Annotated in this window: 25 protein-coding genes and 1 riboswitch; of the genes, 9 read left to right on the forward strand and 16 right to left on the reverse strand. The window is 68.4% G+C overall.

Annotated features, from left to right (window positions below):
• Positions 1–71: 71 nt before the first annotated feature.
• A riboswitch (cobalamin riboswitch) is annotated at positions 72–222 on the reverse strand.
• A gap of 90 nt (positions 223–312) precedes the next feature.
• Positions 313–3,042, forward strand: a complete 2,730-nt coding sequence (gene mutS, locus EG854_RS01040; protein ID WP_123285884.1) for a DNA mismatch repair protein MutS — start codon at positions 313–315, stop codon at positions 3,040–3,042.
• Between the two features lie 5 nt (positions 3,043–3,047).
• Complete coding sequence (gene glnD, locus EG854_RS01045; RefSeq protein ID WP_123285885.1) at positions 3,048–5,861, forward strand: [protein-PII] uridylyltransferase; 2,814 nt, start codon at positions 3,048–3,050, stop codon at positions 5,859–5,861.
• Here glnD and rph read toward each other — a convergent pair.
• On the reverse strand, positions 5,770–6,486 hold the full coding sequence (gene rph / locus EG854_RS01050) for a ribonuclease PH (protein WP_123285886.1): 717 nt from the start codon (positions 6,484–6,486) through the stop codon (positions 5,770–5,772). The two genes, glnD and rph, sit on opposite strands and share 92 nt — an antisense overlap.
• A gap of 126 nt (positions 6,487–6,612) precedes the next feature.
• Between rph and hrcA the strand changes: the two genes are divergently transcribed.
• Positions 6,613–7,692 carry a heat-inducible transcriptional repressor HrcA gene (hrcA, locus tag EG854_RS01055; protein WP_414631002.1) on the forward strand — a complete coding sequence of 360 codons (1,080 nt, stop codon included), beginning with the start codon at positions 6,613–6,615 and terminating at the stop codon, positions 7,690–7,692.
• A complete protein-coding gene (gene grpE, locus EG854_RS01060; protein WP_164461756.1) occupies positions 7,689–8,360 on the forward strand; it encodes a nucleotide exchange factor GrpE in 672 nt (223 codons plus the stop codon). Before hrcA ends, grpE begins: the two co-directional genes overlap by 4 nt.
• Positions 8,361–8,379: 19 nt before the next feature.
• Here grpE and EG854_RS01065 read toward each other — a convergent pair whose 3' ends face one another.
• Positions 8,380–9,282: a dienelactone hydrolase family protein gene (locus EG854_RS01065; RefSeq protein WP_123285888.1), complete on the reverse strand. Its 903-nt coding sequence runs from the start codon at positions 9,280–9,282 to the stop codon at positions 8,380–8,382.
• Positions 9,283–9,364: 82 nt separating this feature from the next.
• On the reverse strand, positions 9,365–9,784 hold the full coding sequence (locus EG854_RS01070; protein ID WP_123285889.1) for a hypothetical protein: 420 nt from the start codon (positions 9,782–9,784) through the stop codon (positions 9,365–9,367).
• 353 nt (positions 9,785–10,137) lie between these two features.
• On the opposite strand from EG854_RS01070, the gene dnaK reads away from it, so the two are divergent.
• From dnaK to EG854_RS01090, 4 genes are all read left to right on the forward strand, one after another.
• Positions 10,138–12,051, forward strand: coding sequence for a molecular chaperone DnaK (gene dnaK / locus EG854_RS01075; RefSeq protein WP_123285890.1), 1,914 nt, complete (start codon positions 10,138–10,140; stop codon positions 12,049–12,051).
• 193 nt (positions 12,052–12,244) lie between these two features.
• Positions 12,245–13,450 (forward strand): molecular chaperone DnaJ, encoded by a 1,206-nt coding sequence (gene dnaJ / locus EG854_RS01080; RefSeq protein WP_123285891.1) that lies wholly within the window; start codon positions 12,245–12,247, stop codon positions 13,448–13,450.
• Positions 13,447–14,196 (forward strand): 4-hydroxy-tetrahydrodipicolinate reductase, encoded by a 750-nt coding sequence (gene dapB, locus EG854_RS01085; protein ID WP_123285892.1) that lies wholly within the window; start codon positions 13,447–13,449, stop codon positions 14,194–14,196. Before dnaJ ends, dapB begins: the two co-directional genes overlap by 4 nt.
• Positions 14,197–14,207: 11 nt before the next feature.
• The gene (locus tag EG854_RS01090; RefSeq protein WP_241153071.1) at positions 14,208–15,107 is read left to right on the forward strand and encodes a DMT family transporter; all 900 of its coding nucleotides are present in this window, start codon (positions 14,208–14,210) and stop codon (positions 15,105–15,107) included.
• Between the two features lie 5 nt (positions 15,108–15,112).
• Here EG854_RS01090 and dut read toward each other — a convergent pair whose 3' ends face one another.
• Both dut and coaBC read right to left on the reverse strand, forming a co-directional pair.
• A complete protein-coding gene (dut, locus tag EG854_RS01095; RefSeq protein ID WP_123285893.1) occupies positions 15,113–15,562 on the reverse strand; it encodes a dUTP diphosphatase in 450 nt (149 codons plus the stop codon).
• Complete coding sequence (coaBC, locus tag EG854_RS01100) at positions 15,559–16,809, reverse strand: bifunctional phosphopantothenoylcysteine decarboxylase/phosphopantothenate--cysteine ligase CoaBC (protein WP_123285894.1); 1,251 nt, start codon at positions 16,807–16,809, stop codon at positions 15,559–15,561. Before coaBC ends, dut begins: the two co-directional genes overlap by 4 nt.
• Positions 16,810–16,946: 137 nt before the next feature.
• On the opposite strand from coaBC, the gene EG854_RS01105 reads away from it, so the two are divergent.
• Entirely contained in the window at positions 16,947–17,468 is a 522-nt protein-coding gene (locus EG854_RS01105; protein WP_241153072.1) for an S-type pyocin family protein, read from the forward strand.
• Here the strand turns inward: EG854_RS01105 and EG854_RS01110 are convergent.
• The 11 genes from EG854_RS01110 to EG854_RS01160 form a co-directional block, all read right to left on the reverse strand.
• Positions 17,465–17,881 (reverse strand): helix-turn-helix domain-containing protein, encoded by a 417-nt coding sequence (locus tag EG854_RS01110; protein ID WP_123285895.1) that lies wholly within the window; start codon positions 17,879–17,881, stop codon positions 17,465–17,467. The genes EG854_RS01105 and EG854_RS01110 overlap by 4 nt on opposite strands.
• 160 nt (positions 17,882–18,041) lie before the next feature.
• Positions 18,042–19,649: an apolipoprotein N-acyltransferase gene (gene lnt / locus EG854_RS01115; protein WP_123285896.1), complete on the reverse strand. Its 1,608-nt coding sequence runs from the start codon at positions 19,647–19,649 to the stop codon at positions 18,042–18,044.
• Entirely contained in the window at positions 19,646–20,131 is a 486-nt protein-coding gene (gene ybeY / locus EG854_RS01120; RefSeq protein ID WP_123285897.1) for an rRNA maturation RNase YbeY, read from the reverse strand. The genes lnt and ybeY overlap by 4 nt, the downstream gene beginning before the upstream one ends.
• A complete protein-coding gene (locus EG854_RS01125) occupies positions 20,128–21,075 on the reverse strand; it encodes a PhoH family protein (RefSeq protein ID WP_123285898.1) in 948 nt (315 codons plus the stop codon). The genes ybeY and EG854_RS01125 overlap by 4 nt, the downstream gene beginning before the upstream one ends.
• Positions 21,076–22,458 (reverse strand): tRNA (N6-isopentenyl adenosine(37)-C2)-methylthiotransferase MiaB, encoded by a 1,383-nt coding sequence (gene miaB / locus EG854_RS01130; RefSeq protein WP_123285899.1) that lies wholly within the window; start codon positions 22,456–22,458, stop codon positions 21,076–21,078.
• A gap of 56 nt (positions 22,459–22,514) precedes the next feature.
• Positions 22,515–22,988: a Fur family transcriptional regulator gene (locus EG854_RS01135; protein ID WP_123285900.1), complete on the reverse strand. Its 474-nt coding sequence runs from the start codon at positions 22,986–22,988 to the stop codon at positions 22,515–22,517.
• Positions 22,989–23,015: 27 nt separating this feature from the next.
• The gene (locus EG854_RS01140) at positions 23,016–23,441 is read right to left on the reverse strand and encodes a GNAT family N-acetyltransferase (RefSeq protein WP_123285901.1); all 426 of its coding nucleotides are present in this window, start codon (positions 23,439–23,441) and stop codon (positions 23,016–23,018) included.
• Positions 23,438–24,169, reverse strand: a complete 732-nt coding sequence (gene tsaB / locus EG854_RS01145; RefSeq protein WP_123285902.1) for a tRNA (adenosine(37)-N6)-threonylcarbamoyltransferase complex dimerization subunit type 1 TsaB — start codon at positions 24,167–24,169, stop codon at positions 23,438–23,440. Before tsaB ends, EG854_RS01140 begins: the two co-directional genes overlap by 4 nt.
• 16 nt (positions 24,170–24,185) lie before the next feature.
• Positions 24,186–24,608 carry a helix-turn-helix domain-containing protein gene (locus EG854_RS01150; RefSeq protein ID WP_123285903.1) on the reverse strand — a complete coding sequence of 141 codons (423 nt, stop codon included), beginning with the start codon at positions 24,606–24,608 and terminating at the stop codon, positions 24,186–24,188.
• Positions 24,609–24,683: 75 nt separating this feature from the next.
• Complete coding sequence (locus tag EG854_RS01155) at positions 24,684–25,316, reverse strand: helix-turn-helix domain-containing protein (protein WP_241153073.1); 633 nt, start codon at positions 25,314–25,316, stop codon at positions 24,684–24,686.
• A gap of 53 nt (positions 25,317–25,369) precedes the next feature.
• Positions 25,370–25,933 (reverse strand): NifU family protein, encoded by a 564-nt coding sequence (locus EG854_RS01160; RefSeq protein ID WP_123285904.1) that lies wholly within the window; start codon positions 25,931–25,933, stop codon positions 25,370–25,372.
• Between the last annotated feature and the right edge of the window lie 51 nt (positions 25,934–25,984).

Here is a 25,984-nt window from a genome sequence, read left to right on the forward strand (position 1 = left end):
GGGTCGCTTCGACGGATAGGTCCCCGCGCCCCTGTCTGGTCCCGGACAGAAGACGAGCGACATCGGCGGCCAGGTCTCCTGGCTTGCGGATCAACAGCCGCCGCCCTCGCCTTCCCGAACCGTCCGAAAACCGCTCAGTGACGCCGGGATTGCTCCCGGACCGGACGACGGCCTGGCCGCCTACAGTTGCGGGCACAGCCGCGGTATTGGACCGCGTTCCCTTAACCGCCTGTCCCGCTTGTCGCAGCGACCGCACCGACGCGCAAGAGACGCTTGAGGCGGAGCGCACGATCCGTCACCCTGTGGCGAGGCATGAACCGTCCGCTCACCCCACCCCCCGTCGCCGAACGCCCGGTGCGCTCCACAGAGGGCGCAACCCCGGTCATGGCCCAATTCCTGGACGCCAAGGCGGCCCAGCCGGATGCGCTGCTGTTCTTCCGCATGGGCGATTTCTACGAGCTGTTCTTTGAGGATGCCGAGGTGGCGGCGGGCGCCCTGGGGCTGGCCCTGACCAAGCGGGGCAAGCATCTGGGTGAGGACATCGCCATGGCCGGCGTGCCCGCCCATGCCATGGAGGGCTATCTGGCCCGGCTGATCCGGCAGGGGCACCGGGTGGCCATCTGTGACCAGACCGAGGACCCGGCCGAGGCGAAGAAGCGGGGCTCCAAGGCGGTGGTCCGGCGCGAGATCGTGCGGGTCGTCACCCCCGGCACCCTGACCGAAGACAGCCTGCTGGATGCGCGCGGGGCCAACCGGCTGGTGGCGGTGACGCTGCGTAGCGGCCGGGCCGCCGTGGCCGCGGTCGAGCTGTCGTCCGGCCGGGTGGAGACCGCCGTCTGTGACGTGGGCGATCTGGCCTCGACCCTCGTAAGCTTTGCCCCGTCCGAGATTCTGGTGCCCGACCGGCTGTTCGGCGATGCCGATCTGGATCAGGCGCTGGCCACCGCCGATGCGCCGGTCCAGCCGTTGGCCCAGGCGCTGGCCGAGCCCCGGGCCGCCGCTGAGCGTGTGGCGCGCCTCTATGGCGTGGCGACGCTGGACGCCTTTGGCGCCTTTGAGCCGGTCGAGATTTCGGCGCTGGGCCTGATCGCCGCCTATCTGGAGACGACCCAGGTCGGGGCGGTGCCGGTGCTGTCGCCGCCGCGCCGCTCGGCCGAGGGCCAGCATCTGGCCATCGACCCGGCTACCCGGCTGAGTCTGGAGATCGACCGCACCCAGAGAGGCGAGCGGGCGGGGTCGCTGCTGGACACGCTGGACCGGACCGTGACCGCCGGCGGTGCGCGGGCGCTGGCCGAGAGACTGGCCCGCCCCGGGCGCGACCCGGACCGGATCAACCGGGCGCTGGACGCCGTCGCCTGGCTGGTCGAGCACCGTGCTCTGAGTGGCGAGGTCCGGGACCTGCTGAAGGGGTCGTCGGATACGGCCCGCGCCCTGACCCGGCTGGTGCTGGGCCGCGGGGGGCCGCGCGATCTGGCGGCGATCCAGGCCGGGACCCGCATCGCCCAGGAACTGACCGCCCTGTTTGCGCGCCGGTCGGACCGTCTGGACCCTGACCTGCCCCATGATCTGGAGCGGGCGCTGGCGGCGCTGACGCCGGATGCGGCGCTTCAGGCCCTGCTGGCCGAGCTGGACGAGGGACTGGTCGAGGACCCGCCGCATCTGGCCCGCGACGGGGGTCTGGTCCGGGCCGGTCATCGCCCAGAACTGGATCAAGCACGGACCCTGCGCGACGACAGCCGCCGGGTGATCGCCGAGCTGGAGGCGCGGGCCGTGGCCGACAGCGGCATCCCCTTCAAGGTGCGCCACAATGCCGTGCTGGGCTATTTCCTCGAGGTCACGGCCAAACAGGCCGAGCCGCTGATGCAGCGCGGTGCCGAAAGCCCCTTCATCCACCGCCAGACCCTGGCCAATCAGGTCCGGTTCACCACCGTTGAACTGTCCGATCTGGATGCGCGCATCACCCAGGCCGGGCATCGGGTCACGGCCATGGAGGTCGAGACCTTCGAGGACTGGCGCGGCCGGGTGCGCGAGCTGGCGGCCCCGGTTCAGGCGCTCGCCGATGCGCTGGGCTGGCTGGATGCCACCGCAGCGCTGGCCGAATGGGCCGAAGAGGTCGGCGCGGTCCGGCCGGAGGTCGATGACGGGCTGGAGCTGTGTATCGAGGGCGGACGCCACCCGGTCGTCGAGGCGGCGGTACGGGCCGAAGGCAAGCCCTATACGCCCAATGACTGTCGGCTGGACGGCGCGGGCGCCGGGGGCTGTCCGCGACTGGCGCTGGTCACCGGGCCGAACATGGCGGGCAAGTCAACCTTCCTGCGTCAGGCGGCGCTGCTGGTGGTGCTGGCCCAGTCCGGGGCGTTCGTTCCGGCGCGCGCCATGCGGCTGGGCGTGGTCGATCGGCTGTTCAGCCGGGTTGGCGCGGGGGACGATCTGGCCCGGGGCCGGTCGACCTTCATGACCGAGATGGTCGAGACCGCCGCCATCCTCAACCAGGCCACCGACCGCAGCTTTGTTGTGCTGGACGAGATCGGGCGGGGCACGGCCACCTATGACGGGCTGGCCATTGCCTGGGCCGTGACCGAGGCCCTGCACGAGGCCAATCGCTGTCGTGCCCTGTTCGCCACCCACTATCACGAGCTGGCGCAGCTGGAGGGGCGGCTGGACCATCTGGCCAATCTGTCGCTGAGGGCGCGCGAGTGGAACGGCGATCTGGTCTTCCTGCACGAGGCGGTCGCCGGCCCTGCCGACCGCAGCTATGGCGTGCAGGTGGCCAAGCTGGCCGGGGTGCCGACCGGTGTGGTCGCGCGGGCCCGGGCCGTGCTGGACCAGCTGGAAACCACGGGCGAAGCCGACAGCCGTCTGGACGACCTGCCGCTGTTTGCCATGGCCGAGCCCCCTGCCCCTGCCCCGCCGGTGGCCCCGCCCGCCATGGTCGAGGCCCTGGCCGAGCTGGAGCCCGATGACCTGACCCCACGCGAGGCGCTGGAGGCGCTATATCGTCTGAAAGCCTTGTCCCGGAGCCCCGGGCCGGGCAGGCGCTGATCGGGATGGCGCCCGACCTGGATCCCGAGGTGATCACTGCCCTCGAGGCTGCTGCCGCCACCGACCGGCCCCGGGCGGCGCTGGCCCCGATTCTGGCCGAAATCCTGTCGAACGGACGGTCGAAAGCCGCCCAACGTCTGGTGCAGGGCGCGGGCGGGGTCGAGGTGGCTCGCCTGTATGCCCGGGCCGCCGATCGCATGGTTCAGAGCCTGTGGTGGGTGACCACCGAACACCTGTTTCCCGCCCCCAACCCCACCGATGCCGAGCGCCTCGCCCTGCTGGCCGTCGGGGGCTATGGCCGGGGCGTTCTGGCGCCGCACTCGGACCTCGACCTGATGTTTCTGCGGCCGTGGAAATCGACCTCGCGCACCGAGCAGGTGACCGAGTTCGTGCTCTACGTCCTGTGGGATCTGGGGCTGAAGATCGGCAGCACCTCGCGGTCGATGGACGAGGCCCTGTCGGTCGGCAAGTCGGACATGACGGTGCGCACCGCCCTGCTGGAAGCGCGCCCTCTGGCGGGTGATGCGGATCTGACCGAAACCTTTCTGATCCGGTTTCGCCAGCAGGTGGAGAAGGCCGATGCCCGCCCCTTCATCGCCGCCAAACTGGCCGAGCGGGAGGCGCGGCACCAGAAGGTCGGGGCGGTGCGCTATCGCGTCGAGCCCAACGTCAAGGACGGCAAGGGGGGACTGCGCGACCTCAACTGCCTGTTCTGGATCGCCCGGGGGCTGGCGCCCGACAGTCCGCTGGGCGAGGCCGCGCTGGAGGACCTGCTGACCCGGCGAGAGCGGCGGCTGTTTGCCGAGGCCTTTGATTTCCTGTGGCAGGTGCGCATTCACATGCACCGGATCGCCGACCGGCCGGTCGAGGCCCTGACGTTCGACCTGCAGCCCGAGGTGGCCCGACGCATGGGCTGGCGCGGGCGCGGCGATGAGCCGGCGGTCGAGCGCTTCATGCGGCGATACTTCCTCGTCGCCCGCGATGTCGGAGCCCTGACCCGGGCCATGAGCGCCCAGCTGGAGGCCCGCCAGCAGAAGAAGGCCGGCGGTCTGGTGCGCGGCCTGTCGGCCCTGTGGCCCGGCCGCAGCAAGCCGCTGGAGACGCCCGGCTTTCTGGTCGACAAGGGCCGGCTGAGCGTCACCGGGCCCGAGGTGTTCGACGAGGACCCGACCCGGCTGCTGACCCTGTTCGTCGAGGCCGACCGGCTGGATCTGGACCTGCATCCCGACGCCTTTGCCGCCGTGACCCGGTCGCTGCCCCGCGTCACGCCGCGCCTGCGCCGCGATCCCGAGGCCAGCCGCGCCTTTCTGACGGTTCTGGCGCACGGGCAGCGGCCTTACCGGGTGCTCAGCATCATGAACGAGACGGGGCTGCTGGGGCGGTTTCTGCCGGAATGGGGCCGGATCGTCGGCCAGACCCAGTTCAACATGTATCACGCCTATACGGTCGATGAGCACACCCTGCAGGCCGTCGGCATCATCAACGACATCAAGCGCGGCAAGCTGAAGGACGACCACCCGCTGGCGTCCGAGATCATCCACCGGATTGCCGATCCGGAGGTGCTGATGCTGGCCATGCTGCTGCACGATGTGGGCAAGGGCGGCGACCGGGGCCAGCTGGAGGACGGGGCGATCGCGGCGCGGCGGGCGTGCGAGCGGCTGGGCGTCGACAGTCGGCGCATCGAGCTGGTCACCTGGCTGGTGCGGCACCACCTGGCCCTGTCCGACTATGCCCAGAAGCGCGATGTGACCGATCCCGACACGGTTCAGGCCTGCGCCGATCTGGTCGGCGACCCCGAGCGACTGCGTATGCTGCTGGTGCTGACGGCCGCCGATATCCGCGCGGTCGGGCCGGGCGTGTGGAACAATTGGAAGGGTCAGCTGCTGCGGGACCTGCATCGCCGGGTGCTGGCGGTGTTCAAGGGCGAGACGGTCGACGAGCCGGATCCGCTGGCGGCCTATCCAGAGCTGGTCGCCCGGGCGCGCGAGACCGGCGCCGCCGCCGATGTGCTGGTCGACTGGGCCGCCGATCCGGCAGCGGAACGCCATCCCCGGGCGGTGGGGCGGGCGACAACCCGGGTGGCGGTGGCCGCCGCCGACCGTCCCGGCCTGTTTGCCGCGCTTGCCCAGGCCCTGTCGCGGACAGGCGCCGACATCGTCGGGGCGCGGGTGGTGACGGCGCCCGAGGGTCTGGCGCTGGATGTGTTCGAGGTGCAGGACGGCGCGGGCCTGCCCTATGGCCAGGCGGAACCGCGCCGGCTGGAGCGGTTGATCCGCTCGCTTGAAGCCGCCGCCCGGGCCGTGCCCGAAGGCACCCCCGATATACCGGAGGAGGAGACGGTGATGACCGCCGTCAGCGCCCGCCGCGCGGCCTTTGACGTCCGGCCCGTGGTCATGATCGACACCACCGCCGCCAGCCAGGCGGTCGTCATCGAGGTCTCGGGCGCCGACCGGCCGGGCCTGCTGGCCGAACTGGCGACCGCCATCGCCGCCGAGGGGCTGTCCTTGCGATCCGCCCACATCGCCAATTTCGGCGAGCGGGCGGTCGATGCCTTTTACGTCACCGATGCGGCCGGTCGAAAGCCGACCCGGCGGGCGAAGCTGGACCGGCTGGCGGCCACGCTGGAGGCGGTGCTGGACCGGGCGCGCCTGCCCGATCCGTCACCCGGTCAGCGGCCCATCACGCCGGTGCGGGCCAGCGTGCGCGACGTCTCGGATCTGGGGCGGCTCAGCGGCCGATCGCCTGACGCTGCAGGGCAAAGAGCGTCTCGCAGCCCCCGTGCGCCAGGGCGAACAGACGATCAAACTCCGCGCGGCTGAAGCCCCGCTTTTCGCCGGTGGCCTGAATTTCGACGATGCTGCCCGATCCGGTCAGGACGAAGTTGGAATCGGCCTCGGCGCTGGAATCTTCTTCGTAATCAAGGTCCAGAACCGGGGTGTCCTTGAACACGCCGCACGAGATGGCCGCCACCTGATCGGTCAGGGGGTCAGTCTTGAGCACCCCTTCCTCGCGCAGATAGTCGAGCGCCGAGGCCAGAGCGACCCAGGCGCCGGTGATGGCCGCCGTGCGGGTGCCGCCGTCGGCCTGGATGACGTCGCAGTCGAGGGTGACCTGACGCTCGCCCAGCGCCTTGAGGTCAACGACGGCGCGCAGGCTGCGGCCGATCAGGCGCTGGATTTCCTGTGTCCGGCCCGACTGTTTGCCCGAGGCGGCCTCGCGCCGGCCCCGGGTATGGGTGGCGCGGGGCAGCATGCCGTATTCGGCCGTCACCCAGCCCTGACCCTTGCCGCGCAGCCAGGGCGGCAGGTGCTCCTCGACCGAGGCGGTGACCAGCACCTTGGTCTGGCCGAACGACACCAGACACGACCCCTCGGCATAGCGGTTGACGCCGGTTTCGAGCGTCACGGGGCGAAGCTGGTCGGGCGAACGGTCGGAAGGGCGCATGATGTCTCTTTTGCGTATTGGAAGGGGTCGCGGGCGTGCTTATCCTGAAAGCGTGACCCTGTCCCGCTCCCAGATGCCAGAAGACCCGGCCCCCGCAGATGCCGGACGAGGCTGCGCATGAGCTCCATGCCGTTTCATCCCTCGCCCTCGCTGACCACGCTGGACGCCCGGGCGCGCGACATCTTCCGCAGCATCGTCGAGACCTATCTGGAGACGGGAGAGCCGGTCGGGTCGCGGACCCTGTCGCGCGGGACCATCGCCCTGTCGCCGGCCTCGATCCGCAACACCATGCAGGACCTGACGCTGGCGGGTTTGCTGGCGTCGCCGCACACCTCGTCCGGGCGGGTGCCGACCCATGCCGGGCTGCGGCTGTTCGTCGACGGTTTGCTGGAGATCGGCGACGTCGGCACCGAGGAACGGCGCGAGATCGATGCGCGGCTGGCGGGGCTGGCGCGGCCGGGGGGGCGCGTGGATTTCGATCAGGCGCTGAACGAGGCGTCGTCCCTGCTGTCGGGACTGGCGGGCGGGGCCGGCATTGTCGCCAGCCCGGTCCGGGATACCGGAATCAAGCACGTCGAGTTCGTGGCGCTGGGCCATGATCAGGCCCTGGCCATTCTGGTGGCCGAGGACGGGCAGGTGGAGAACCGGCTGATGCCCATGGGGCCCGGCATGACCCCCTCGACCCTGCAGGAGGCCTCGAACTTTCTGAATGCCCGGCTGAAGGGTCGCTCGCTGACCGAGGCCCGGGGCGAGATGAGCCAGGAGCTGAATTCGGCGCGTCAGGCGCTGGATGCGGCGGCCGCCCGGCTGGTCGAGGACGGCATGGCGGCCTGGTCCGGGGCGGCGGGGCCGCGGTCGCTGATCGTGCGGGGGCGGGCCAATCTGTTGCAGGACCGCGAGGCGCTGGAGGATCTGGACCGGGTGCGGGTGCTGTTCGATGATCTGGAGCAGAAGGAACAGCTGATCGGCCTGCTGGACGGGGTGTCCGAGGCCCAGGGGGTGCGCATTTTTATCGGCGCCGAGACACGACTGTTTTCACTTTCGGGTTCCTCTGTGATCGCCGCGCCCTATATGACGGGGCGACAACGGGTGCTGGGCGCGGTCGGCGTGATCGGCCCCACGCGTTTGAACTATGCCAGGATCATTCCGTTGGTGGACTACACCGCCCGCGTACTGAGCCGACTGTTTGACGGACAAGAGCCTTGAACGACACACCGCACGACCCTGATTTCGATGACCTGAACGGCATGGATCCGGCCGATGAAGCCGACGCCGAAGCGGGCCTGAATTCCGATCCTGCCCATACAGGTGTGGGCATGGACAACCTCGACGCCATCCTCGACGAGCGGGACCAATGGAAGGACCGGGCGCTGCGCGCCGTGGCCGAGGTCGAGAACATCAAGCGCCGGGCCGAGACCCAGAACAATGACGCCCGCGCCTATGCCATCCAGCGCTTTGCCCGCGACCTGCTGGGCGTGGCCGACAATCTGGAGCGGGCCCTGCAGGCGGCACCCAAGAATGCCGAGGGGGCCGAGGCCGGGTTGGTGACCGGGCTGGAGCTGACGCAGAAGTCGCTGCTGTCGGCCTTTGCCAGCAACAATCTGGTGCGCGTGGCGCCCGAGGCGGGTGAAGCATTCGATCCGCACCTGCATCAGGCGATGATGGAGCAGCCGTCAGAGACAGTGCCCGGCGGGTCTGTGATCCAGACGCTGCAGGCGGGCTATGCCCTGTTCGGGCGCACGGTGCGCCCGGCCATGGTAGTCGTCGCCGCCAAGGGGTCCGGCCCCGCACCCGGAACCTCGGCGTCAGAGGCGGCCCATGCCTATGAGGCGGCAGCCTCGGCCACGGGCGGGGCCCACGACTCGAAAGCCTGATGATTTGGGGGCCTGACCCTCAGGTCTTGAGGCGCGCGTCGAACAGGGCCAGCAGCTTGTCCCAGCCGTCGGCGGCGGCATCGGCCTTGTAGCTGGCGCGGTAGTCGGCGTGGAAGCCGTGCTGGGCACCGTCATAGACGTCGATGCCGCTGTCGGTGCGCCCGGCGCGCTGCAGGGCCTGACGCATGAGCTCGACACTGGACAGCGGGATGCCCCGATCCATCTCGCCATAGAGGCCCAGCACCGGGGCCTTGAGGTCGGCCGCCAGATCGACCGGCCAGGGCTGACCGGCGGCGATCTGTTCGGGCGTGGCATCGGCGGCGGGCGCCAGCCGTCCGTACCAGGCGACCCCGGCGTCGATCACGGCAAAGCGGGCGCAGGCCTGCCAGACGACCTTGCCGCCCCAGCAGAAGCCGGTGATGCCGACCTTGTCCGCCCGGGCCCACAGCTGGCGCGACAGCCATTCCATGCCGGAGGAGATGTCGCCCATCACCTGCTCATAGCCGGCCTGACCGACAATTTCCTGGATGCGACCGAAGTCGGTCAGCGGTGCCGGATCATCGACCCGGACGAAGAAGGCCGGGGCCATGGCCGCATAGCCGGCCTTGGCCAGACGGCGGCAGATGTCGCGGATATAGTCGTGGACGCCGAAGATCTCGGAGGCGACGATCACCACGGGAAAGGGCCCCTCGCCCTCGGGACGCGCGACATATGCGGGCAGATCAAAGCCGTCCGGGGCGGGATAGGTGACGGTCTCGGTGACCAGGCCTTCGCTGTCGGTGACGATGGGGGCGGCGTCCTGGGCCAGCGCCGCCGGGGCGTATCCCGCAAACATCAGGCCGGTCAGGCCCCCTGTGGCCAACGCCCTGCGGCTGAAACGGAAATCCTCGTCGATCGGGCCTTCGGGACGGGTCAGTCGCATGGGGCGGTCTCCTCAAGGTCAGGGGGTGAGCCTGCGCCCTGCGCCCCGGGACGTCCAGTCACGATCGCCTCAGCTCCGCGGGTCAGCGGGTGAAATAATAGTCGGCGATGCGGCAGACATTGACGCCGACCCGTTCCAGGCGCTCGCCGTTCGAAAACTCGGCGCGCACCACATAGACGCAGGCGCCGGAGCCGTTGTCGACGTCGATGACCGCACTGTCACCCGTCGCCAGCACCTCGGGCGTCAGAAGATCGCCGCGCCAGTCGGTCCGGGCGGGATCAGCGGCATAGAGGCTGACGATGGTCCAGCCGGTCTGGTTATGGACCCGCACGCGACGGTTCTGGCCGTCATTGGAAGACTGGGCGCCGCGCGTTGTCCCGCGCGACTGGTCCGCCGACTGGGCCCAGCCGGGTTCAGGCGCCGCCAGCAGGCAGGCCGAAAGGGCCAGAACGCCGGTGGCGCTGGCAATGCCGCAGAGCCGCAGGCCGGAAAACTTGGACATAAGGGCGTCGTCTCTGCAGCGAATGAAATCCGGAAAGCGCGGTTTCCGGGCGGTGCAACTGGTTTAGGTGACCCCCATACTGGCGTCCAGCCGAGGCTGTGACACCTGACGGAGCCTGATTATCGTCTTTCGTGAGGCAGTCAGGCGGTCTGCGCCCCGATCACAGCAGGCCCGTATGCACGAAAGGGCTTGCGGGTGCCCCTGCGCTTCCCATATCGGCATCAGCCGTGCAAAGCCCCTTGTCTCTCTGGGGATTTGCCCGAACCAAACACCAACCCCCACGGGGGTGGCTGACAGGGGCGCTCGGACGAGGCCCGGAGCCATCCGCCGAACAGGAGCAAGACGTAGAGTCCATGAGCAAGATCATCGGCATTGACCTCGGTACGACCAATTCGTGCGTAGCCGTCATGGACGGCAAGACCCCGAAGGTTATCGAGAACGCTGAGGGCAACCGCACCACCCCGTCGGTGGTGGCGATCCAGGATGGCGGCGAAGTGCTGGTGGGCCAGCCCGCGCGTCGTCAGGCGGTGACCAATCCGGCCAACACCCTGTTCGCCATCAAACGCCTGATCGGCCGGAATTTCGACGACCCCGTCGTGGCCAAAGACAAGAAGATGGTCCCCTATGAGATCGTCAAGGGCCCGACCGGCGACGCCTGGGTGCGCGCCCAGGGCAAGGATTATTCGCCCCAGCAAATCTCGGCCTACACCCTTCAGAAGATGAAGGAGGCCGCCGAGGCCTATCTGGGCGAGAAGGTCGAAAAGGCGGTCATCACCGTTCCGGCCTATTTCAACGACAGTCAGCGTCAGGCGACCAAGGATGCCGGCAAGATCGCCGGGCTTGAAGTCCTGCGCATCATCAATGAGCCGACGGCGGCCGCGCTGGCCTATGGCCTGGAAAAGAACGACGGCCAGAAGATCGCCGTCTATGACCTGGGCGGCGGCACCTTTGACGTTTCGATCCTTGAGATCGGCGACGGCGTCTTTGAGGTGAAGTCGACCAATGGGGACACCTTCCTCGGCGGTGAGGACTTTGACCTGCGTCTGGTCGATTATCTGGCCGATGAGTTCAAGAAGGATCAGGGCGTTGACCTGCGCCAGGACAAGCTGGCCCTGCAGCGCCTGAAGGAAGAGGCCGAGAAGGCCAAGAAGGAGCTGTCCTCGACCACCCAGTATGAGGTCAATCTGCCGTTCATCACCATGAACGCCTCGGGCCCGCTGCACCTGAACATCAAGCTGTCGCGCTCCAAGCTGGAGGCGCTGGTCGAGGATCTGGTCCAGCGCACCATCGCGCCCTGTGAAAAGGCGCTGAAGGATGCCGGGCTGAAGGCCTCGGATATCGACGAAGTGGTGCTGGTCGGCGGCATGACCCGCATGCCGATGGTTCAGGAAGCCGTGAAGAAATTCTTCGGCAAGGAGCCGCACAAGGGGGTCAACCCCGATGAGGTCGTGGCGCTGGGCGCCGCCGTTCAGGCGGGCGTGCTGCAAGGCGACGTCAAGGACGTGCTGCTGCTGGACGTGACCCCGCTGACGCTGGGCATCGAGACGCTGGGCGGTGTGTTCACTCCGCTGATCGAGCGCAACACCACCATCCCGACCAAGAAGAGCCAGACCTTCTCGACCGCCGAGGACAACCAGTCGGCCGTGACCATCCGGGTCTTCCAGGGCGAGCGGCCGATGGCGTCGGACAACAAGATCCTGGGTCAGTTCGACCTGATGGGGATTCCGCCGGCACCGCGCGGCATGCCGCAGGTCGAGGTGACGTTCGACATCGACGCCAACGGCATCGTCCACGTCTCGGCCAAGGACAAGGCGACCAACAAGGAACAGTCGATCCGCATTCAGGCCAACGGCGGCCTGTCGGACGACGATATCGACAAGATGGTCAAGGAAGCCGAGGCCAATGCCGCGGCCGACAAGCAGCGCAAGGAAACGGTCGAGGCCCAGAATTCGGCCGACAGCCTGATCCACTCGACCGAGAAGGCCATGGCCGAGCATGGCGACAAGGTCGGCGAGCCTGACAAGGCGGCCATCCAGACCGCCCTCGACGAACTGAAGGCGGCGCGCGAAGGCTCGGACCTCGAAGACCTGCGGGCCAAGACCACGGCCCTGGCCCAGGCCTCAATGAAGCTGGGCGAGGCCATGTATGCGGCCCAGCAGGGTGCGCCGGGCGAAGGTGACGACGCGGCGGCCCCCGCCGACGACGGTGTGGTCGATGCGGAGTTCGAGGAAGTCTCGGGCGACGAAGCGGACAAGAAGGCCGACTGACGACCGCGCCTTCCCCCGTCTTTCGGGAAGGCAAAATGCATCCGGCCCCGCTTGTCAGGCGACAGGCGGGGCCGTTTCATGAAACTTGCATCATGCGACCCGACACCCATGTCTGTCGGGGTATCGGTTTCCGGCCAGCCTCCGCCGAAGAGGGGCGGCCGGATCGAAACGGGATAATGAGGATCACGGCCTGATGGCGCAGCGCGATTATTACGAGATTCTGGGGGTTGAACGCACGGTCGATGCCGCCGGGCTGAAGGCTGCCTATCGCAAGCTGGCCATGCAGCACCACCCGGACCGCAACGACGGCTGCGAGGAGGCCTCGACCCGCTTCAAGGAAGTGTCCGAGGCCTATGCCGTCCTGTCGGATGCGCAGAAACGCGCCGCCTATGACCGGTTTGGCCATGAGGGCGTGGGCGGGGGCGGTCAGGGTCCGTTCGGACGCGGCGGGGCCGGCTATGCCGACGTCAATGACATCTTCGAGCAGGTGTTCGGCGACGCCTTTGGCGATGTGTTCGGCGGGCGCGGTGCCCGCAGCGGCGGACCCCGTCGGGGTTCGGACCTGCGCTATGACCTCGAGATCACGCTGGAAGACGCCTATCGCGGCACCGATGTCGAGATTTCCTTTCCCACGACAACGGCCTGTGAGCCCTGCGAGGGCACGGGAGCCAAGCCGGGCACCCAGCCGGTCACCTGTTCGACCTGTCAGGGTGCGGGCCGCGTGCGGCAGGCCAACGGCTTCTTTCAGGTCGAGCGCACCTGTCCGCATTGTGGCGGGGCCGGCAAGCGCGTGGCCGAGGCCTGTGCCACCTGTCGCGGTCAGGGCCAGGTGCGGCGCTCACGCACCCTGTCGCTGAAGGTGCCGGCCGGGGTGGATGACGGATCGCGCATCCGCCTGACCGGCGAAGGCGATGCCGGGCTGCGGGGCGGGCCGCGCGGCGACCTCTATGTCTTTCTGTCGGTCAAAACCCATGAACTGTTCGAGCGGGACAATCTGGACCTGCTGGTGACCGTGCCGGTGCCGATGACGGTGGCGGCACTGGGCGGGGCGATCGACGCCCCCTGTCTGGTGTCCGAGGCCTGTGACGGCCGCTGCAAGGCCCCGGTTCAGGTGCCCGCAGGCGCCCAGACCGGCCGGACTATCCGCATCAAGGGCAAGGGTATGCCGCACCTGAACGGCAAGCAACGCGGCGATCTGGTGGTCGAGCTGTTCGTCGAGACACCGTCGGACCTGACGCCCCGTCAGAAAGAACTGATGCAGGAGCTGGCCCTGTCGTTCGGCGAGGACCAGAACCCGCGCAACTCCAGCTTTGCCGGCAAGGCCAAACGCTTCTGGGCCGATATTCTGGGCGGCGACGGCGACGGGCCCGGCTCGTCCTCGCGGGAGTCCGCCGCGTGAACGCCCTGTTCCACGCCGGGATATCCGGCGCGCGCGGACGGATGGGACGGGCGGTTTCTCAGGTTCTGGACGCCCGCAAGGATGTGGTGGTCGCCGCCCGCTTTGATCGCGGGGAACTGCCCGATCTGTCGCTGTGCGACGTGGTGATCGATTTTTCGACCCCCAAGGCCTCGGTCGAACTGGCCGAGCGCTGCGCCCAGGCGGGTGGCCCGGCGCTGGTGATCGGATCGACCGGCCTGTCACCCGAGGAAGAGGCCCGGATCGAGGCGGCGGCCGAGAAGGTCGCCATTGTCCGGAGCGGCAATTTCTCGCTGGGCGTCAACATATTGATCGGTCTGGTCGAGCATGCGGCCCAGCGGCTGGATGCGCGCGACTGGGACATTGAGGTGCTGGAATCGCACCACCGCAAGAAGGTCGACGCGCCGTCGGGTACGGCCCTGATGCTGGGGGAGGCCGCCGCCAGTGGACGGAATGTCGAGCTGGAGGATGTCCGGGCCGCGCCGCGCAATGGGGTGGGTGAGCCGCGCGCCGAGGGCGAGATCGGCTTCGCCGCCCTGCGCGCCGGGGGCATCGTTGGCGAGCACACCGTGCTGTTCGCCTCGGACGATGAGGTCCTGACCCTCAGCCATTCGGCCATCGACCGGTCGCTGTTCGCCAAGGGCGCGGTGGCCGCTGCCGCCTGGGTGCGCAATCGCCGCCCCGGCCTTTATGACATGCAGGACGTGCTGGGCTTCCGCCAGGCCTGAGAGGAGACGCCGTGATCCGGCTGGAGGGCATCACGGGCGGGATCATCCTGAGGATCCTGGCGGCGGGCAGTTTCTCGCTGATGTCCGGCCTGATGAAGCTGGCGGCCGAAAGCGGCGTCACCGCCCCCGAGATGATGTTCTACCGGGCCATCTTCGGCCTGCCGGTGGTGCTGGCCTGGGTGATGATGGGGCCGGGCCTCAAGGCCATCGCCACGCGGCGGCCGCTGATGCATCTGTGGCGGTGTGGGCTGGGGGTGACCGGCATCCTGTGCCTGTTCCAGGCCCTGACGCTGTTGCCGCTGGCCGATGCGACGACGCTGGGCTTTACCGCCCCGATGTTCGCGACCCTGCTGTCCTTCCTGTTCCTGAAGGAGGCGGTCGGTCGGCATCGCTGGCTGGCGGTGGTGGTCGGCTTTGTCGGGGTGATGATTGTCATGCGACCGGGCGGGGACCCCCTGCCCGCCGTCGGAGTGGCGTTTGCGCTGGTGGGCGCGGGCTTTTCGGCCGGGGTGACGGTGACCCTGCGCCACCTGAGCCAGACCGAGCATGTGGCGGCCATTGTCTTCTGGTTCTTCATCGCCTGCGCGGTTGTGGGGGCGTTGCTGCTGCCGCTGTTCGGCAGTCTGCATCTGCCGCTGGCCTTTGCCTTTCTGGTGGGAGCCGGCATGGCGGGCGGTGTCGCCCAGCTGGCCATGACCGAGTCGCTGCGGCTGGCCCCCGTGTCGGCGGTGACGCCCTTTGACTATCTGCAGATCGCAGGCGCCGTGCTGTTCGGGTGGCTGGCCCTGTCGGTGGCGCCGTCGATCTCGACGCTGGCGGGCGCCGCCCTGATCGTCGCGAGCGGCCTCTATACCGCCTGGCGCGAGCAGGTCCGGCGGCGGGCGGTCACCGCCCCCACGCCGCCGATCTGAGGGGCTCAGCGGCCGGTGGAGCCGAAGCCGCCGGTGCCACGGGCGGTCTCATCCAGGCTGTCGACGACCGACCACTCCGCCCGCTCATGGGCGGCGATGACCATCTGGGCGATGCGCTCGCCGCGCCGGATGACAAAGGCCTCGCCGCCCAGATTGGCGAGGATCACCCCGACCTCACCGCGATAGTCGCTGTCGATGGTGCCGGGGCTGTTCAGGCAGGTGATGCCGGCCTTGAGCGCCAGACCGGAGCGGGGACGCACCTGGGCCTCAAAGCCCACGGGCACCGCAATCTTCAGACCCGTCGGCACCAGGGCCCGGGCGCCGGGCTCAAGCACCATGGGCTGGTCCTCGGGCACGGCCGCGCGCAGATCCATGCCGGCCGCGCCGTCGGTCTCATATGCGGGCAGGGGCAGGCCCTCGGCGTGGGGCAGTTGCACGAGAGCGATGCGGGTCATGGAGCCTCTTTCGTAAAATGGGCCGCCACGGCGCGGACCAGACGGTCGGCCACAGCGGTCTTGGTGGTCTCGGGCCAGGGGTCGGGGGCCTCGCCCTTGCGGAACAGCATCACCCGGGTCTCGTCCCGCCCGAAGACGCCCTCGGACACATCATTGCCGACGATCCAGTCGCAGCCCTTGGTCTCCAGCTTGGCGGCGGCCCGGGCCTCCAGCTGGCCGGTCTCGGCGGCAAAACCGATGACCAGCGCCGGGCGCCCCTTTGTGCGGCCCGCCAAAGCCTTGAGGATGTCGGGAGTCTCGACCAGCGTGAGCGCAGGCGGCCCCTCCCCCGCCTGCTTCTTGATCTTTGTGTCGGCAGCCCCGGCCACGCGCCAGTCCGAGACCGCCGCCGTCAAAATGGCGAGGTCCGCAGGCAGGGCCTGCTCTACCGCGTCCAGCATCTGCTCCGCCGTCTCGACCGAGACCCGGTCGACGCCGGCGGGCGTATCCAGCGCCACCGGCCCGGAGACCAGCGTCACCCGCGCTCCCGCCCGGGCGAGCGCCCAGGCGATGGCATAGCCCTGTTTGCCACTGGAGCGATTGGTCAGGCCGCGCACGGGGTCGATCGGTTCGAAGGTTGGGCCCGCAGTGACCAGGGCATGCCGCCCGGCCAGAAGACGAGTCGACAGCCCGCCCTTGCCGTCATGGGAGAGGATGGAATCAAGTATGGCTGCAGGCTCGGCCATGCGGCCCGGGCCATATTCGCCGCAGGCCATTTCCCCGTCATCCGGGCCGACCACCGCATAGCGGGGCTCGGTAAAGCCCAGCAAGGTCGACAGATTGGCCTGCACCGCCGGGTGTAGCCACATGCGGACATTCATGGCCGGGGCCAGCAGCACCGGAGCGTCGGTCGCCAGAAGTGTGGTCGAGGCAAGATCGTCTGCGGCGCCCGTTGCGGCCTTGGCCATCAGGCCCGCCGTGGCCGGAGCTACCACGATCAGATCGGCCCAGCGCGACAGCTCGATATGTCCCATGGTGGTCTCATCTTCCGACGAGAACAGGTCCTGCCGCACAGCACTGCCGGTCAGGGCCGCCAACGACAGGGGGGTGACAAACTCGGCCCCGGACCGGGTCAGGATCGAGCGAACCTCCAGCCCGGCCTTTTGCATCAGACGCACCAGCTCCAGCGCCTTATAGGCCGCGATACCGCCCCCGACGATCAGAAGGACACGACGCACAGCGGGACGAGCGGGAGGATTTTGGGCCATGCGCCTTCCTTAGCCGCCCCTCCCCGCCCCGTCGAGCAGCGGCCGATCCGCGCATTCAGGCTCACCGAACAAGAACATTGCAAGAACAGTTAACCTGTGCTTCTTTCCTTTCGGCGGGTTCCTTGAGGGAGGGTTTGATGCGCCTGACACGTTCATTTCTGATGATGGCCGGTGTGGCCGCTCTGGGTCTTTCGGCCTGTGATAACGGGGCGTCGGCGGTCGAGACGCGCGACCGTGCGGCGGTGTCCGAAGATGCCAAGCCGGCGGACGGCGGGTCTGACGGGGAGGCCGCCAAGAGCGCGGACGGCTCCGCCGAGGCCAAGCCGCTGCTGACGGCCAATCGGCGTGAAACCGTCGATGCCAAGATTCAGCGGCTGTTCGAGCGGAATGGGGCCGATTTCGGCACGCCAACGGCCGACGCCTATCTGGCGGCGATCACGGCCTTCACGACCACGCCGCCTGCGGATGCCGAGACGGTGCGCCGGGGCAATGGAGACATGTTGATCTATCAGGCCTCGACCAACACCTTTGCCGTGGTGGATTCCGACGGGGTGCCGCGCACCATGTTCAAACCCGACGACGGCCCGGCGTATTGGGCCAAGGAAAAGGCGGCGGCGCCGACCTTTGGCCAGCGGCGTCAGGCTAGCGAGAGCCGCTAATCCGCATCGTCGGTGTCGGGCGTGTCCAGCATTTCGCGGATCAAATCCAGAGCCAGGCGCTGACGTTTGGCCGACAAACGGGGTGCGAGCCGGGTGATCTCGATCGTCTGGCGGGTGGCGGGAAAGTCATGCTCGAACCCGGCACCTTCCTCGGCCACACCGGCAGCGCCTTCGGCCAGCCCGTCGAAGAAATAGCCGACGTCGACCTTGAAGAAGCGCGAGATGTCGAACAGCTTGGACGCCGAGATGCGGTTGACGCCCTTCTCGTATTTCTGGATCTGCTGGAAGGTCAGACCCAGGGCGCGCCCCAGATCGCTCTGGTTATAGCCCAGGCTGATACGTTTTTCGCATACGCGACGCCCGACATACCGGTCTACCGGATGGGGGCCATCGACGCCCTTGCCTCTCGCCATCGTCTCTTGTCCTGTTCCGCGCCCGGCTGCAGCGGGTTAAAGCCGTCATGCGCCCGTCAAAAGGCTGTGTCACCTAAAAATCAAGACAGATACGGGCCGAAATGCGGCTTCGACTCGCCACAGGCCATTTCCCCGCTTATGTCCGATACCGGACAGTCTGTCAGCGTCGGAAGCGTCGGACAAGGGACCCGAACCGGTCACCGATAGCGATCAGCAAGGCCCCCAGGGTCAGCAGCCAGAAGCCGAGGTCGCCGATCCGCCCAAAGAGGGTCGGAGACAGGGCGGCGGGCAGGCGGGTATCGATCACGCCGCTTTCGCCCGGGTCCAGCCGGGCGCGCGGATCGACCCGGCCCCACGGATCGATCAGGGCCGAGATCCCGGTCGGCGTGGCACGCACCACGGGCAGCCCCGTCTCGATGGCACGATAGGCAGCCAGGTTCAGGTGCTGGACCGGCCCCGAAGTCCGCCCGAACCAGGCGTCGTTCGACACATTGGCGATCCACAGCGGGCGATCCGCGCCGACCCCCCGGGTAAAGCCGGGATAGAGGCTTTCATAGCAGATCAGCGGTTGCAGATCGGGCAGGCCCTCCAGCTTCAGCGGGGCCGGACGCGGCCCGGGGCTGAAATCGGCGGCCACGTGGACGAGGCTGCGCACGCCGATACGGCTCATCAGGGCGCCCGCGGGCAGATATTCGCCGAACGGCACCAGCCGGTGCTTGTCATAGATGCCGGTGACCTCCAGCCCGCCCTCTCCGCTCTGACGGACTGCCAGCAGGCTGTTGTAGAAGCGGGCCCCGACCTCGGTGGAAGCGTCGGGCTCGGCGCGGCTCATCCCCATCAGCAGGATTTGGCCAGGCTGCAGGACATTGCGGAGCGCGGCGGCCTCCCACGCATCGGGGGCCAGAACGGCATTAGCGGTATTGGGTAGGGCGCCCTCGGGCCAGACGATCACATCGGGCACGCGCGCGCCGGGGCGTCCGGTCAGATTGACATAGCGGTTGACGATCGAGCGATAGGCGTCGGGCGTCCATTTCGACTGTTGATCGACGTCGGCCTGAACGATGCGGATAACCGTCGGGGTCATCTCGACCTGGGCCCCGGTCAGCCGGAACCCGCCCCAGATATGGAGGGCGAGGATCAGGACGATACCCAGTGCCGCCTTGCCGGCCCGGGCCTTGCGATCCCCGGGCATCATCAAGGGGCCGAGCGCGGCAAAGCCCGCCACCGTCAGGAAGCCGAGGCCATAGACGCCGACAAGGGCGGCCACCTGCGACGGGGCCGAGCCGGCCTGCCAGCTGGCGCCCGCCGGATTCCACGGAAAGCCGGTCAGCACATGGCCGCGCAGCCACTCGACGAGGGCGAACAGGGCGGCAAAGGCCAACACCCGACGCACCCCCTGGACCTCCAGGTTGCGATAGGTCGCCAGCGCCAGCCCCCAGAACAGGCCCATACCCATGGGCAACAGGGCTGCGGCGAACGGCGCCATCCAGGCCTGGGCCGGATTGACCAGAAAGGCCTCGGCCACCCACCAGCAGCCGACGAGGAAATAGGCAAAGCCCGCCAGCCAGCCCATCCAGAAGGCGGCTCGACGATTTGGCGATCCGTCTGCGAGGACCAGCATCAGGGCATAGCCGAGAAGCCCCGGCAGAATGCCGAACGGTGGGTGGGCAAAGGCCGCACCGGCGCCTGCCAGAAGGGCAAGTCCGGCGCGCAGCAGGCGCATCCGGCCGGTCGTGCGAAGGGTTGGGTTAACGGTCGCGTCGGTCATGGCTCGCGATCCAGAATGGCACGATAGGGATCATCGATCCCCAGACCTGCAAGAAGCGTGCGCTCGCGCGCCTCCATGACCTCGGCCTCGCCATCGTCCTGATGGTCATGGCCCTGAAGGTGCAGCAGGCCGTGGATGACCAGATGCGACAGGTGATGGGCGAGCGGCTTTCCCTGATCGGCGGCCTCGCGGCTGCAGACGCCGAAGGCCAGAATTATATCGCCCAGATAGGGGTCGTCGTCCGGCGCGCCGGGTGCCGGAGCGGCGGGAAAGCTCAGCACATTGGTGGGAGCGTCGCGGTCACGAAACCGGGCATTCAGGGCTTGCACCGCGTCATCGCCTTCCAGCAGCACGGTGGCCAGCGGGTCTCCACCCGGAGTGGCCGCCTCGCCCAGCGCGGCCGCCGCGGCGCGCATCACCACCGCCTCAACATCCGGCAAGGCCTCCCGCCAGGCCGGATCCTCGACCTGGATCTCAATCATGTGCCGCCGCGCGTGCCGTCGGCGTCATAGGCGCGCACGATCCGCTCGACCAGCGGGTGGCGGATGACATCCTCGGCGGCGAATTCGACGACGCCGACACCCTCGACCCCCTTGAGGATGCGCAGGGCGTGCGACAGGCCGGAGTCGCGCGGATTGAGCAGGTCGATCTGGGTCGGATCGCCGGTCACCACCATGCGGGAATTCTCGCCCAGACGGGTCAGCACCATCTTCATCTGCATGCGCGAGGTGTTCTGGGCCTCATCGACGATGACAAAGGCATTCTTGAGCGTCCGGCCGCGCATGAAGGCGATGGGCGCGGTCTCGATCTCGCGGCGGTCCCGGTGGGCCTGCACCTGTTCGGGGCCCAGAACCTCGTTCAGCGCCTCCCAGATCGGGGCCAGATAGGGGTCGACCTTTTCGTTCAGGTCGCCCGGCAGAAAGCCCAGCTTTTCCCCGGCATCTACGGCCGGTCGGGTGACCACCAGCCGGCTGACGCTTTTGGCCCTGAGCAAGGATGCCCCGTAGGCCGCCGCCAGAAAGGTCTTGCCGGTGCCCGCCGGGCCCACGCCGAAGCTGAGCGGGCAGTGGGTCATCATGTCGACATAGCGGCTCTGGGCCAGACCCGTGGGGGTGATGGCGCCCTTGCGGCCAAAGGCCAGGACGCCGCCGGTGGCCGCCGCACCCCGCCGGTCCTGACGCAGGATGGCGATCACCAGATCGTCGGTAATCTCGACTCCCTGCTCGACCTTGGCCGACAGGCTTTCGATCATGCGCCGCGCATCGGCCCGGTCGCGCGGCGAGCCATTGATGCGGATGCCACCGCCGGGCGCGTCCAGGTCGACATCATAGGCGGACTCCATCCGGGCCAGATGGCGGCTGTTGGGCCCGACCACCTGACGCAGGACACCGTCCTCAAGGGTGATGAATTCGCTGCCGCGCGCCATTCAGGCCGCCTGTTCCGAGCGGGGGATCAGGCGCCCCTTGAGACTGTTCTGCTGACCGGCCGTGATCTCGACCTCGACGATCTGACCGATCAGGTCGCGCGCGTCCTCCACATGGACCGACTGCAGATAGGGCGAGCGGCCGATGGCCTGGGCGTCATGCCGCCCGGCCTTTTCAAACAGGACCGGCAGAACCCGGCCAGCCTGCGACGCATTGAAGACGACCTGTTGTTCCAGCAGCAGGGCCTGCAGCCGGTGCAGACGCTCGCGCGAAACCTCGGCGGGCACCTGGGCGCCCATGGTGGCGGCGGGCGTTCCCGGGCGCGGCGAATACATGAAAGAGAAGGCCGAGGCATATCGGACCTCGCGCACCAGCTCCATCGTCGCCTCGAAGTCCGCCTCGGTCTCGCCGGGGAAGCCGACGATGAAGTCGCCGGACAGGGCCAGGTCGGGGCGGACCGTCCGCAGGCGCTCGACCAGATCCAGATATTTGGCCCGGCCGTGCTTGCGGTTCATCAGCCGCAGGATGCGATCCGAGCCCGATTGCACCGGCAGATGCAGATAGGGCATCAGCGCGTCCAGCTCGCCGTGGGCGGCGATCAAATCCTCGCCCATGTCATTGGGGTGGCTGGTCGTATAGCGGATGCGGTCCAGCCCCGGGATGTCGGCCAGCGCCCAGGCCAGTCGGGCGAGCGACGACGGCGTGCCATCCGGCCCCGCGCCGTCATAGGCGTTGACGTTCTGGCCCAGCAGGGTGATTTCGCGCACCCCCTGATCGGCCAGCGACCGGGCTTCGTCCAGAATGGCGGCGACCGGGCGCGACCATTCGGCGCCGCGGGTATAGGGCACCACGCAGAAGGTACAGAATTTGTCGCAGCCCTCCTGCACGGTCAGGAAGGCAGTGACGCCCTGAATGCCGCGCGCCTTCGGCAGGGCATCGAACTTGTCGACCGGGGCGAAGTCGGCGCCGATCCGCTCGCCGCGCGCCCGGGCAGTGCGGGTCAGCAGTTCGGGCAGCTGGTGATAGGCCTGGGGCCCGACCACGAGATCGACGGCGGGCTGGCGGCGCATGATTTCCTCGCCCTCGGCCTGGGCGACGCAGCCGGCGACGGCGATGGTCATCGCCCCTGACTTTTCTTCCTTGAGGATCCGCAGCTTGCCCAGCTCGGAATAGACCTTTTCGGCGGCCTTCTCGCGGATGTGGCAGGTGTTGAGAATGACGAAGTCCGCGTCCTCGACCGTTTCGGTCGGCGCATAGCCCAGCGGGCGCAGGACATCGGCCATGCGCTCGGAGTCATAGACATTCATCTGGCAGCCGTAGGTCTTGATGAACAGGCGCTTGGGCGCACCCGCTCCGGTCCTGGGCAGGGTCTCGGTGTCGGTCATGGCACGCTTATGAGGGCAGGGCGTGGCGCCCGCAAGGCGGGGAGCAGGGGGCCGGCTCAGGCTTGCTCGGTGTCGCGCTGGCTGTGGCGCTTGTAGATCAGGCCTTCGCGGTCCGAAGGTTCGGCGCCGGGGGTGGGCTTGCCGTACAGTTCCAGCTTGTGCCCGATCAGGTCAAAGCCGAGGCGTTTGGCGATCTCGGTCTTGAGACGTTCGATCTCCGCGTCGTAGAATTCGATCACCTCGCCCGTTTTCGTGTCGATCAGGTGGTCGTGGTGGTCGTCGCCCGCCTCTTCATAGCGGCTGCGACCGTCGCCGAAGTCGTGCTTTTCGACCACGCCGGCCTCTTCGAACAGGCGGACGGTGCGATAGACGGTGGCGATCGAGATGTGCGGGTCGACGGCCGAGGCCCGGCGGTAAAGTTCCTCGACGTCGGGATGGTCTTCGGCTGCGGACAGCACCCGCGCGATCACGCGCCGTTGCTCGGTCATCCGCATGCCGCGGTCGGCGCAAAGTTTCTCGATCCGGTCCATGGGTAAAGAATAGGGCCTTGGCGGGCTCTAGGGAAGCGCCTCGCCCAAGTTGAGAGTGAGAATCAGGGCGTCCACCGGGGAACCGTCGCTGCGGGCATAGTAGCCGCGCCGACGGCCGCTCTCAATCATGCCGACGGCGCGGTAGAGCGCTTGGGCCGCGGCATTGTCGGCGGCGACCTCAAGGAAGACATCGCTCACCCCCCGGGTGCGGCAGGCGGCCAGCGCCCCCTGCATAAGGGCGAGGCCCTGTCCGCGCCGCCGGGCCTCGGGCAGGACGGCAAGGGTCAGGACCTCGGCCTCATCGCCAGCCTGACGCATGAGGATGAAGCCATCCGACTCCACCTCGGCCCAGACGCCAGGCTGATCCAGCAGGTCGCGCAGCGCCGCCTCGGTCCAGGCGGGCGTGATCGCCCGGGCGTGGATGGCCGCCAGATGGGCCGGGTCGGGAATCACGCGCGGTCCGGTCGGGGCTGGCCCGGCAGACGCGTCGGCGGGGTGGCATCGGGCGCGCGAAGATAGAGGGGTTCGAGGCCAGTGGCGCCGGCTTGACCCGCTCGGATCGTTGCCAGATGCACCAGGGCCGCAGGATCGGGGCCTTCGACCTGCCCTGCGTCCGACGACGCCGGTTTGATCAGGTGTGCACCGCTGCCGATCACCTGCGTGCTGGGGCTGGATGCTTTCAGAAGGGAGGCCGCGTTCTCTATCGTCATGGCCCCGGCTGCCTGCATCGAGGCGCGGGCGAGCGAGGAGTCAATCGCGACGGAACCGTCGCCAGAAATGCCCTGGGCCCCCCAGAGCGCCAGATAGACCTGGCCCCTGCGGGCATCCATCACAGCCACAATAGGAGATGGGCCGTCGGGGGCAGCCAGATGGGCCTGAACCGCCAGCGCATCGAGCGACGACAGGCCGATCGGGCGGGCGCCGGTCGCTGCGGCCAGCCCCTGGGCGAAGGCCAGCCCGACACGGAGGCCGGTGAAGGAGCCCGGCCCGCGCGTGGCGGCGACGACCTCGAGCGCCGACGCAGCAACACCGGCCTCGGCCAGCACAGCCTCGACCAGGACCGGCAACCGTTCCTGATGGCCGCGCGTCATGGGCTCCGACCGCGACGCGATCACCCGGCCGTCGCGCCCGAGAGCGACGGTGCACAGGCCCTGCGCCGTATCCAGAACGAGCAGGGTCACGCGCCCCGCCCCTTGATCAGGCGCGCGCGTCTGTCGAACCCGTCGACGGTACTGCCAGAGCCTCGGCCAGAACGACCAGCGCCCGTCGCGCCCTGGGATCGGGAATGTGGGAAAAGGCCTCGGCCAGTCGTCCGCCGGGAGAGGGCGGGCGGCGGGGCGGCGCTGAAGACCCGACCGGTGGTCGGGAGGGGTCCGGCGTCGGAAAGAAACTGCCCGGCTCGGCCCCCAGCGCGACGGCGACCTGATGCAGGCGCGAGGCGGATATGCGGTTGATGCCGGTTTCGTATTTCTGGATCTGCTGAAAGCTGACGCCCACGCGTTCGGCCAGTGCGGTTTGGGAGAGGCCCAAAGCCTGACGTCGGCCTGCGATCCGCCCCCCGACCCAGCTGTCTACCGGCGTCCCCTCGCGACTTGTTTGACGTCTGGGCTGACGAGGCACCCGATTTCTCCAATAAAGACGTTTCGGCGAACTTGAAAAGTTTCATATCGGCTTCGAGGATGAAATGCAAATGTTTCATGTTTCGTCGCGAGAGACGACGGTTGACAGGCGGACGACCTCCTGCCGGGCAAGCCGCTCTGTCTGGTCCAGGCCGCCCGACCCACCCTTCAGAATGAGAAAATCCCGGTCGGCGCCATCGAACACGCGGACGCGGCTTTCGCCATCGGCCGTCTCGACCACGCAGCCCTGGCCCCGGCGAGGCCAACGACCCGGGTCGCAGACCAGCACCACGCCGCTGGACGCCCAGGGCCAGACATCTTCGGTCTGGACTGGAAACGTGAAGGTTTCAGTTTGCGAGGAAACCGGAGCTTCGGCAGGCTTGAAGGCCGCCGACCTCACCTCGACTCCGCTGACCAGCTCTTCGCTCGCGCTGGCCGGAGACGGCGGCGCCCCACGCTCCAGCGACAGGGCTTCGGGTGTAGCCTCCACGGCGGCGGTCAGTCGTGTCTGGATGTCCGGCCGGAACAGGCCGGCGCGCTTGCCGGCCTCATAGAGACCCCACCCCTGCCCTGTCATGCCGACCCGTTCGCCCGCTTCGGCCTGGCTGAGGCCACAGGCGTGCCGCAGACGGGCCAAGGCTTCGCCCAGAGCAGCCAGTTCGGCCTGCATACGGGCCTTTACCTCATCGGATGACGCAGACAGTCGCATGGCGCCGGTTTACCACGCGCGGCAGACAGGGCGACGAAAAAGTTGGACCGTGCTCAGAGCGTTTGTTCGACCTGGGTCACTTCGGGGATGTAGTGACGCATCATCTGTTCCACCCCGGCCTTGAGCGTGGCCGTCGAGGACGGACAGCCCGCGCAGGCGCCGCGCATCCGCAGGGTTAGAAGCCCGGACGCCTCATCGAAGGAATCGAACAGGATATCGCCGCCGTCCTGCGCCACCGCGGGACGGATGCGGCTGTCCAGCAGGGCCTTGATCTCCTGCACGATCTCGGTGTCCTCGGCGCCGTCGCTGGCCTCGCCCGCCGACACGCCGTCGTTCACGACAGGACGGCCTGAAACGAAATGATCCATGATGGCGGCCAGGATCGGCGCCTTCATATCGGACCAGTCCGGGCCGTCCGGACCCCGCGTGACCGCGATATGGTCGGCGCCCAGCATCACGCCCACCACATTTTCCAGTTCGAACAGGGCTTCGGCCAGAGGCGAGGCCGTCGCCTCGTCGATCGTGCGGAATTCCAGCGTGCGGTCTGGGGAGACCTCGCGGCCCGGGAGGAATTTCAGGGCCCGGGGATTGGGCGTGGTTTCGGTCTGGATGAACATGGCCCTGACATGCGCCCGCTGATCGCCGCATTCAAGGGCTGCGCTCAAGCC

The organism is Brevundimonas halotolerans, from assembly GCF_003730275.1.
Classification (GTDB): domain Bacteria; phylum Pseudomonadota; class Alphaproteobacteria; order Caulobacterales; family Caulobacteraceae; genus Brevundimonas; species Brevundimonas halotolerans.

Excerpts from the sequence above, each read along its gene's own strand:
- mutS (WP_123285884.1), top strand. The coding sequence starts at position 313 with ATGAACCGTCCGCTCACCCCACCCCCCGTCGCCGAACGCCCGGTGCGC.
- glnD (WP_123285885.1), top strand. The coding sequence starts at position 3,048 with ATGGCGCCCGACCTGGATCCCGAGGTGATCACTGCCCTCGAGGCTGCT.
- rph (WP_123285886.1), bottom strand. The coding sequence starts at position 6,486 with ATGCGCCCTTCCGACCGTTCGCCCGACCAGCTTCGCCCCGTGACGCTC.
- hrcA (WP_414631002.1), top strand. The coding sequence starts at position 6,613 with ATGCCGTTTCATCCCTCGCCCTCGCTGACCACGCTGGACGCCCGGGCG.
- EG854_RS01065 (WP_123285888.1), bottom strand. The coding sequence starts at position 9,282 with ATGCGACTGACCCGTCCCGAAGGCCCGATCGACGAGGATTTCCGTTTC.
- EG854_RS01070 (WP_123285889.1), bottom strand. The coding sequence starts at position 9,784 with ATGTCCAAGTTTTCCGGCCTGCGGCTCTGCGGCATTGCCAGCGCCACC.
- dnaK (WP_123285890.1), top strand. The coding sequence starts at position 10,138 with ATGAGCAAGATCATCGGCATTGACCTCGGTACGACCAATTCGTGCGTA.
- dnaJ (WP_123285891.1), top strand. The coding sequence starts at position 12,245 with ATGGCGCAGCGCGATTATTACGAGATTCTGGGGGTTGAACGCACGGTC.
- dut (WP_123285893.1), bottom strand. The coding sequence starts at position 15,562 with ATGACCCGCATCGCTCTCGTGCAACTGCCCCACGCCGAGGGCCTGCCC.
- coaBC (WP_123285894.1), bottom strand. The coding sequence starts at position 16,809 with ATGGCCCAAAATCCTCCCGCTCGTCCCGCTGTGCGTCGTGTCCTTCTG.
- EG854_RS01105 (WP_241153072.1), top strand. The coding sequence starts at position 16,947 with ATGCGCCTGACACGTTCATTTCTGATGATGGCCGGTGTGGCCGCTCTG.
- EG854_RS01110 (WP_123285895.1), bottom strand. The coding sequence starts at position 17,881 with ATGGCGAGAGGCAAGGGCGTCGATGGCCCCCATCCGGTAGACCGGTAT.
- lnt (WP_123285896.1), bottom strand. The coding sequence starts at position 19,649 with ATGACCGACGCGACCGTTAACCCAACCCTTCGCACGACCGGCCGGATG.
- ybeY (WP_123285897.1), bottom strand. The coding sequence starts at position 20,131 with ATGATTGAGATCCAGGTCGAGGATCCGGCCTGGCGGGAGGCCTTGCCG.
- EG854_RS01125 (WP_123285898.1), bottom strand. The coding sequence starts at position 21,075 with ATGGCGCGCGGCAGCGAATTCATCACCCTTGAGGACGGTGTCCTGCGT.
- miaB (WP_123285899.1), bottom strand. The coding sequence starts at position 22,458 with ATGACCGACACCGAGACCCTGCCCAGGACCGGAGCGGGTGCGCCCAAG.
- EG854_RS01135 (WP_123285900.1), bottom strand. The coding sequence starts at position 22,988 with ATGGACCGGATCGAGAAACTTTGCGCCGACCGCGGCATGCGGATGACC.
- EG854_RS01155 (WP_241153073.1), bottom strand. The coding sequence starts at position 25,316 with ATGCGACTGTCTGCGTCATCCGATGAGGTAAAGGCCCGTATGCAGGCC.
- EG854_RS01160 (WP_123285904.1), bottom strand. The coding sequence starts at position 25,933 with ATGTTCATCCAGACCGAAACCACGCCCAATCCCCGGGCCCTGAAATTC.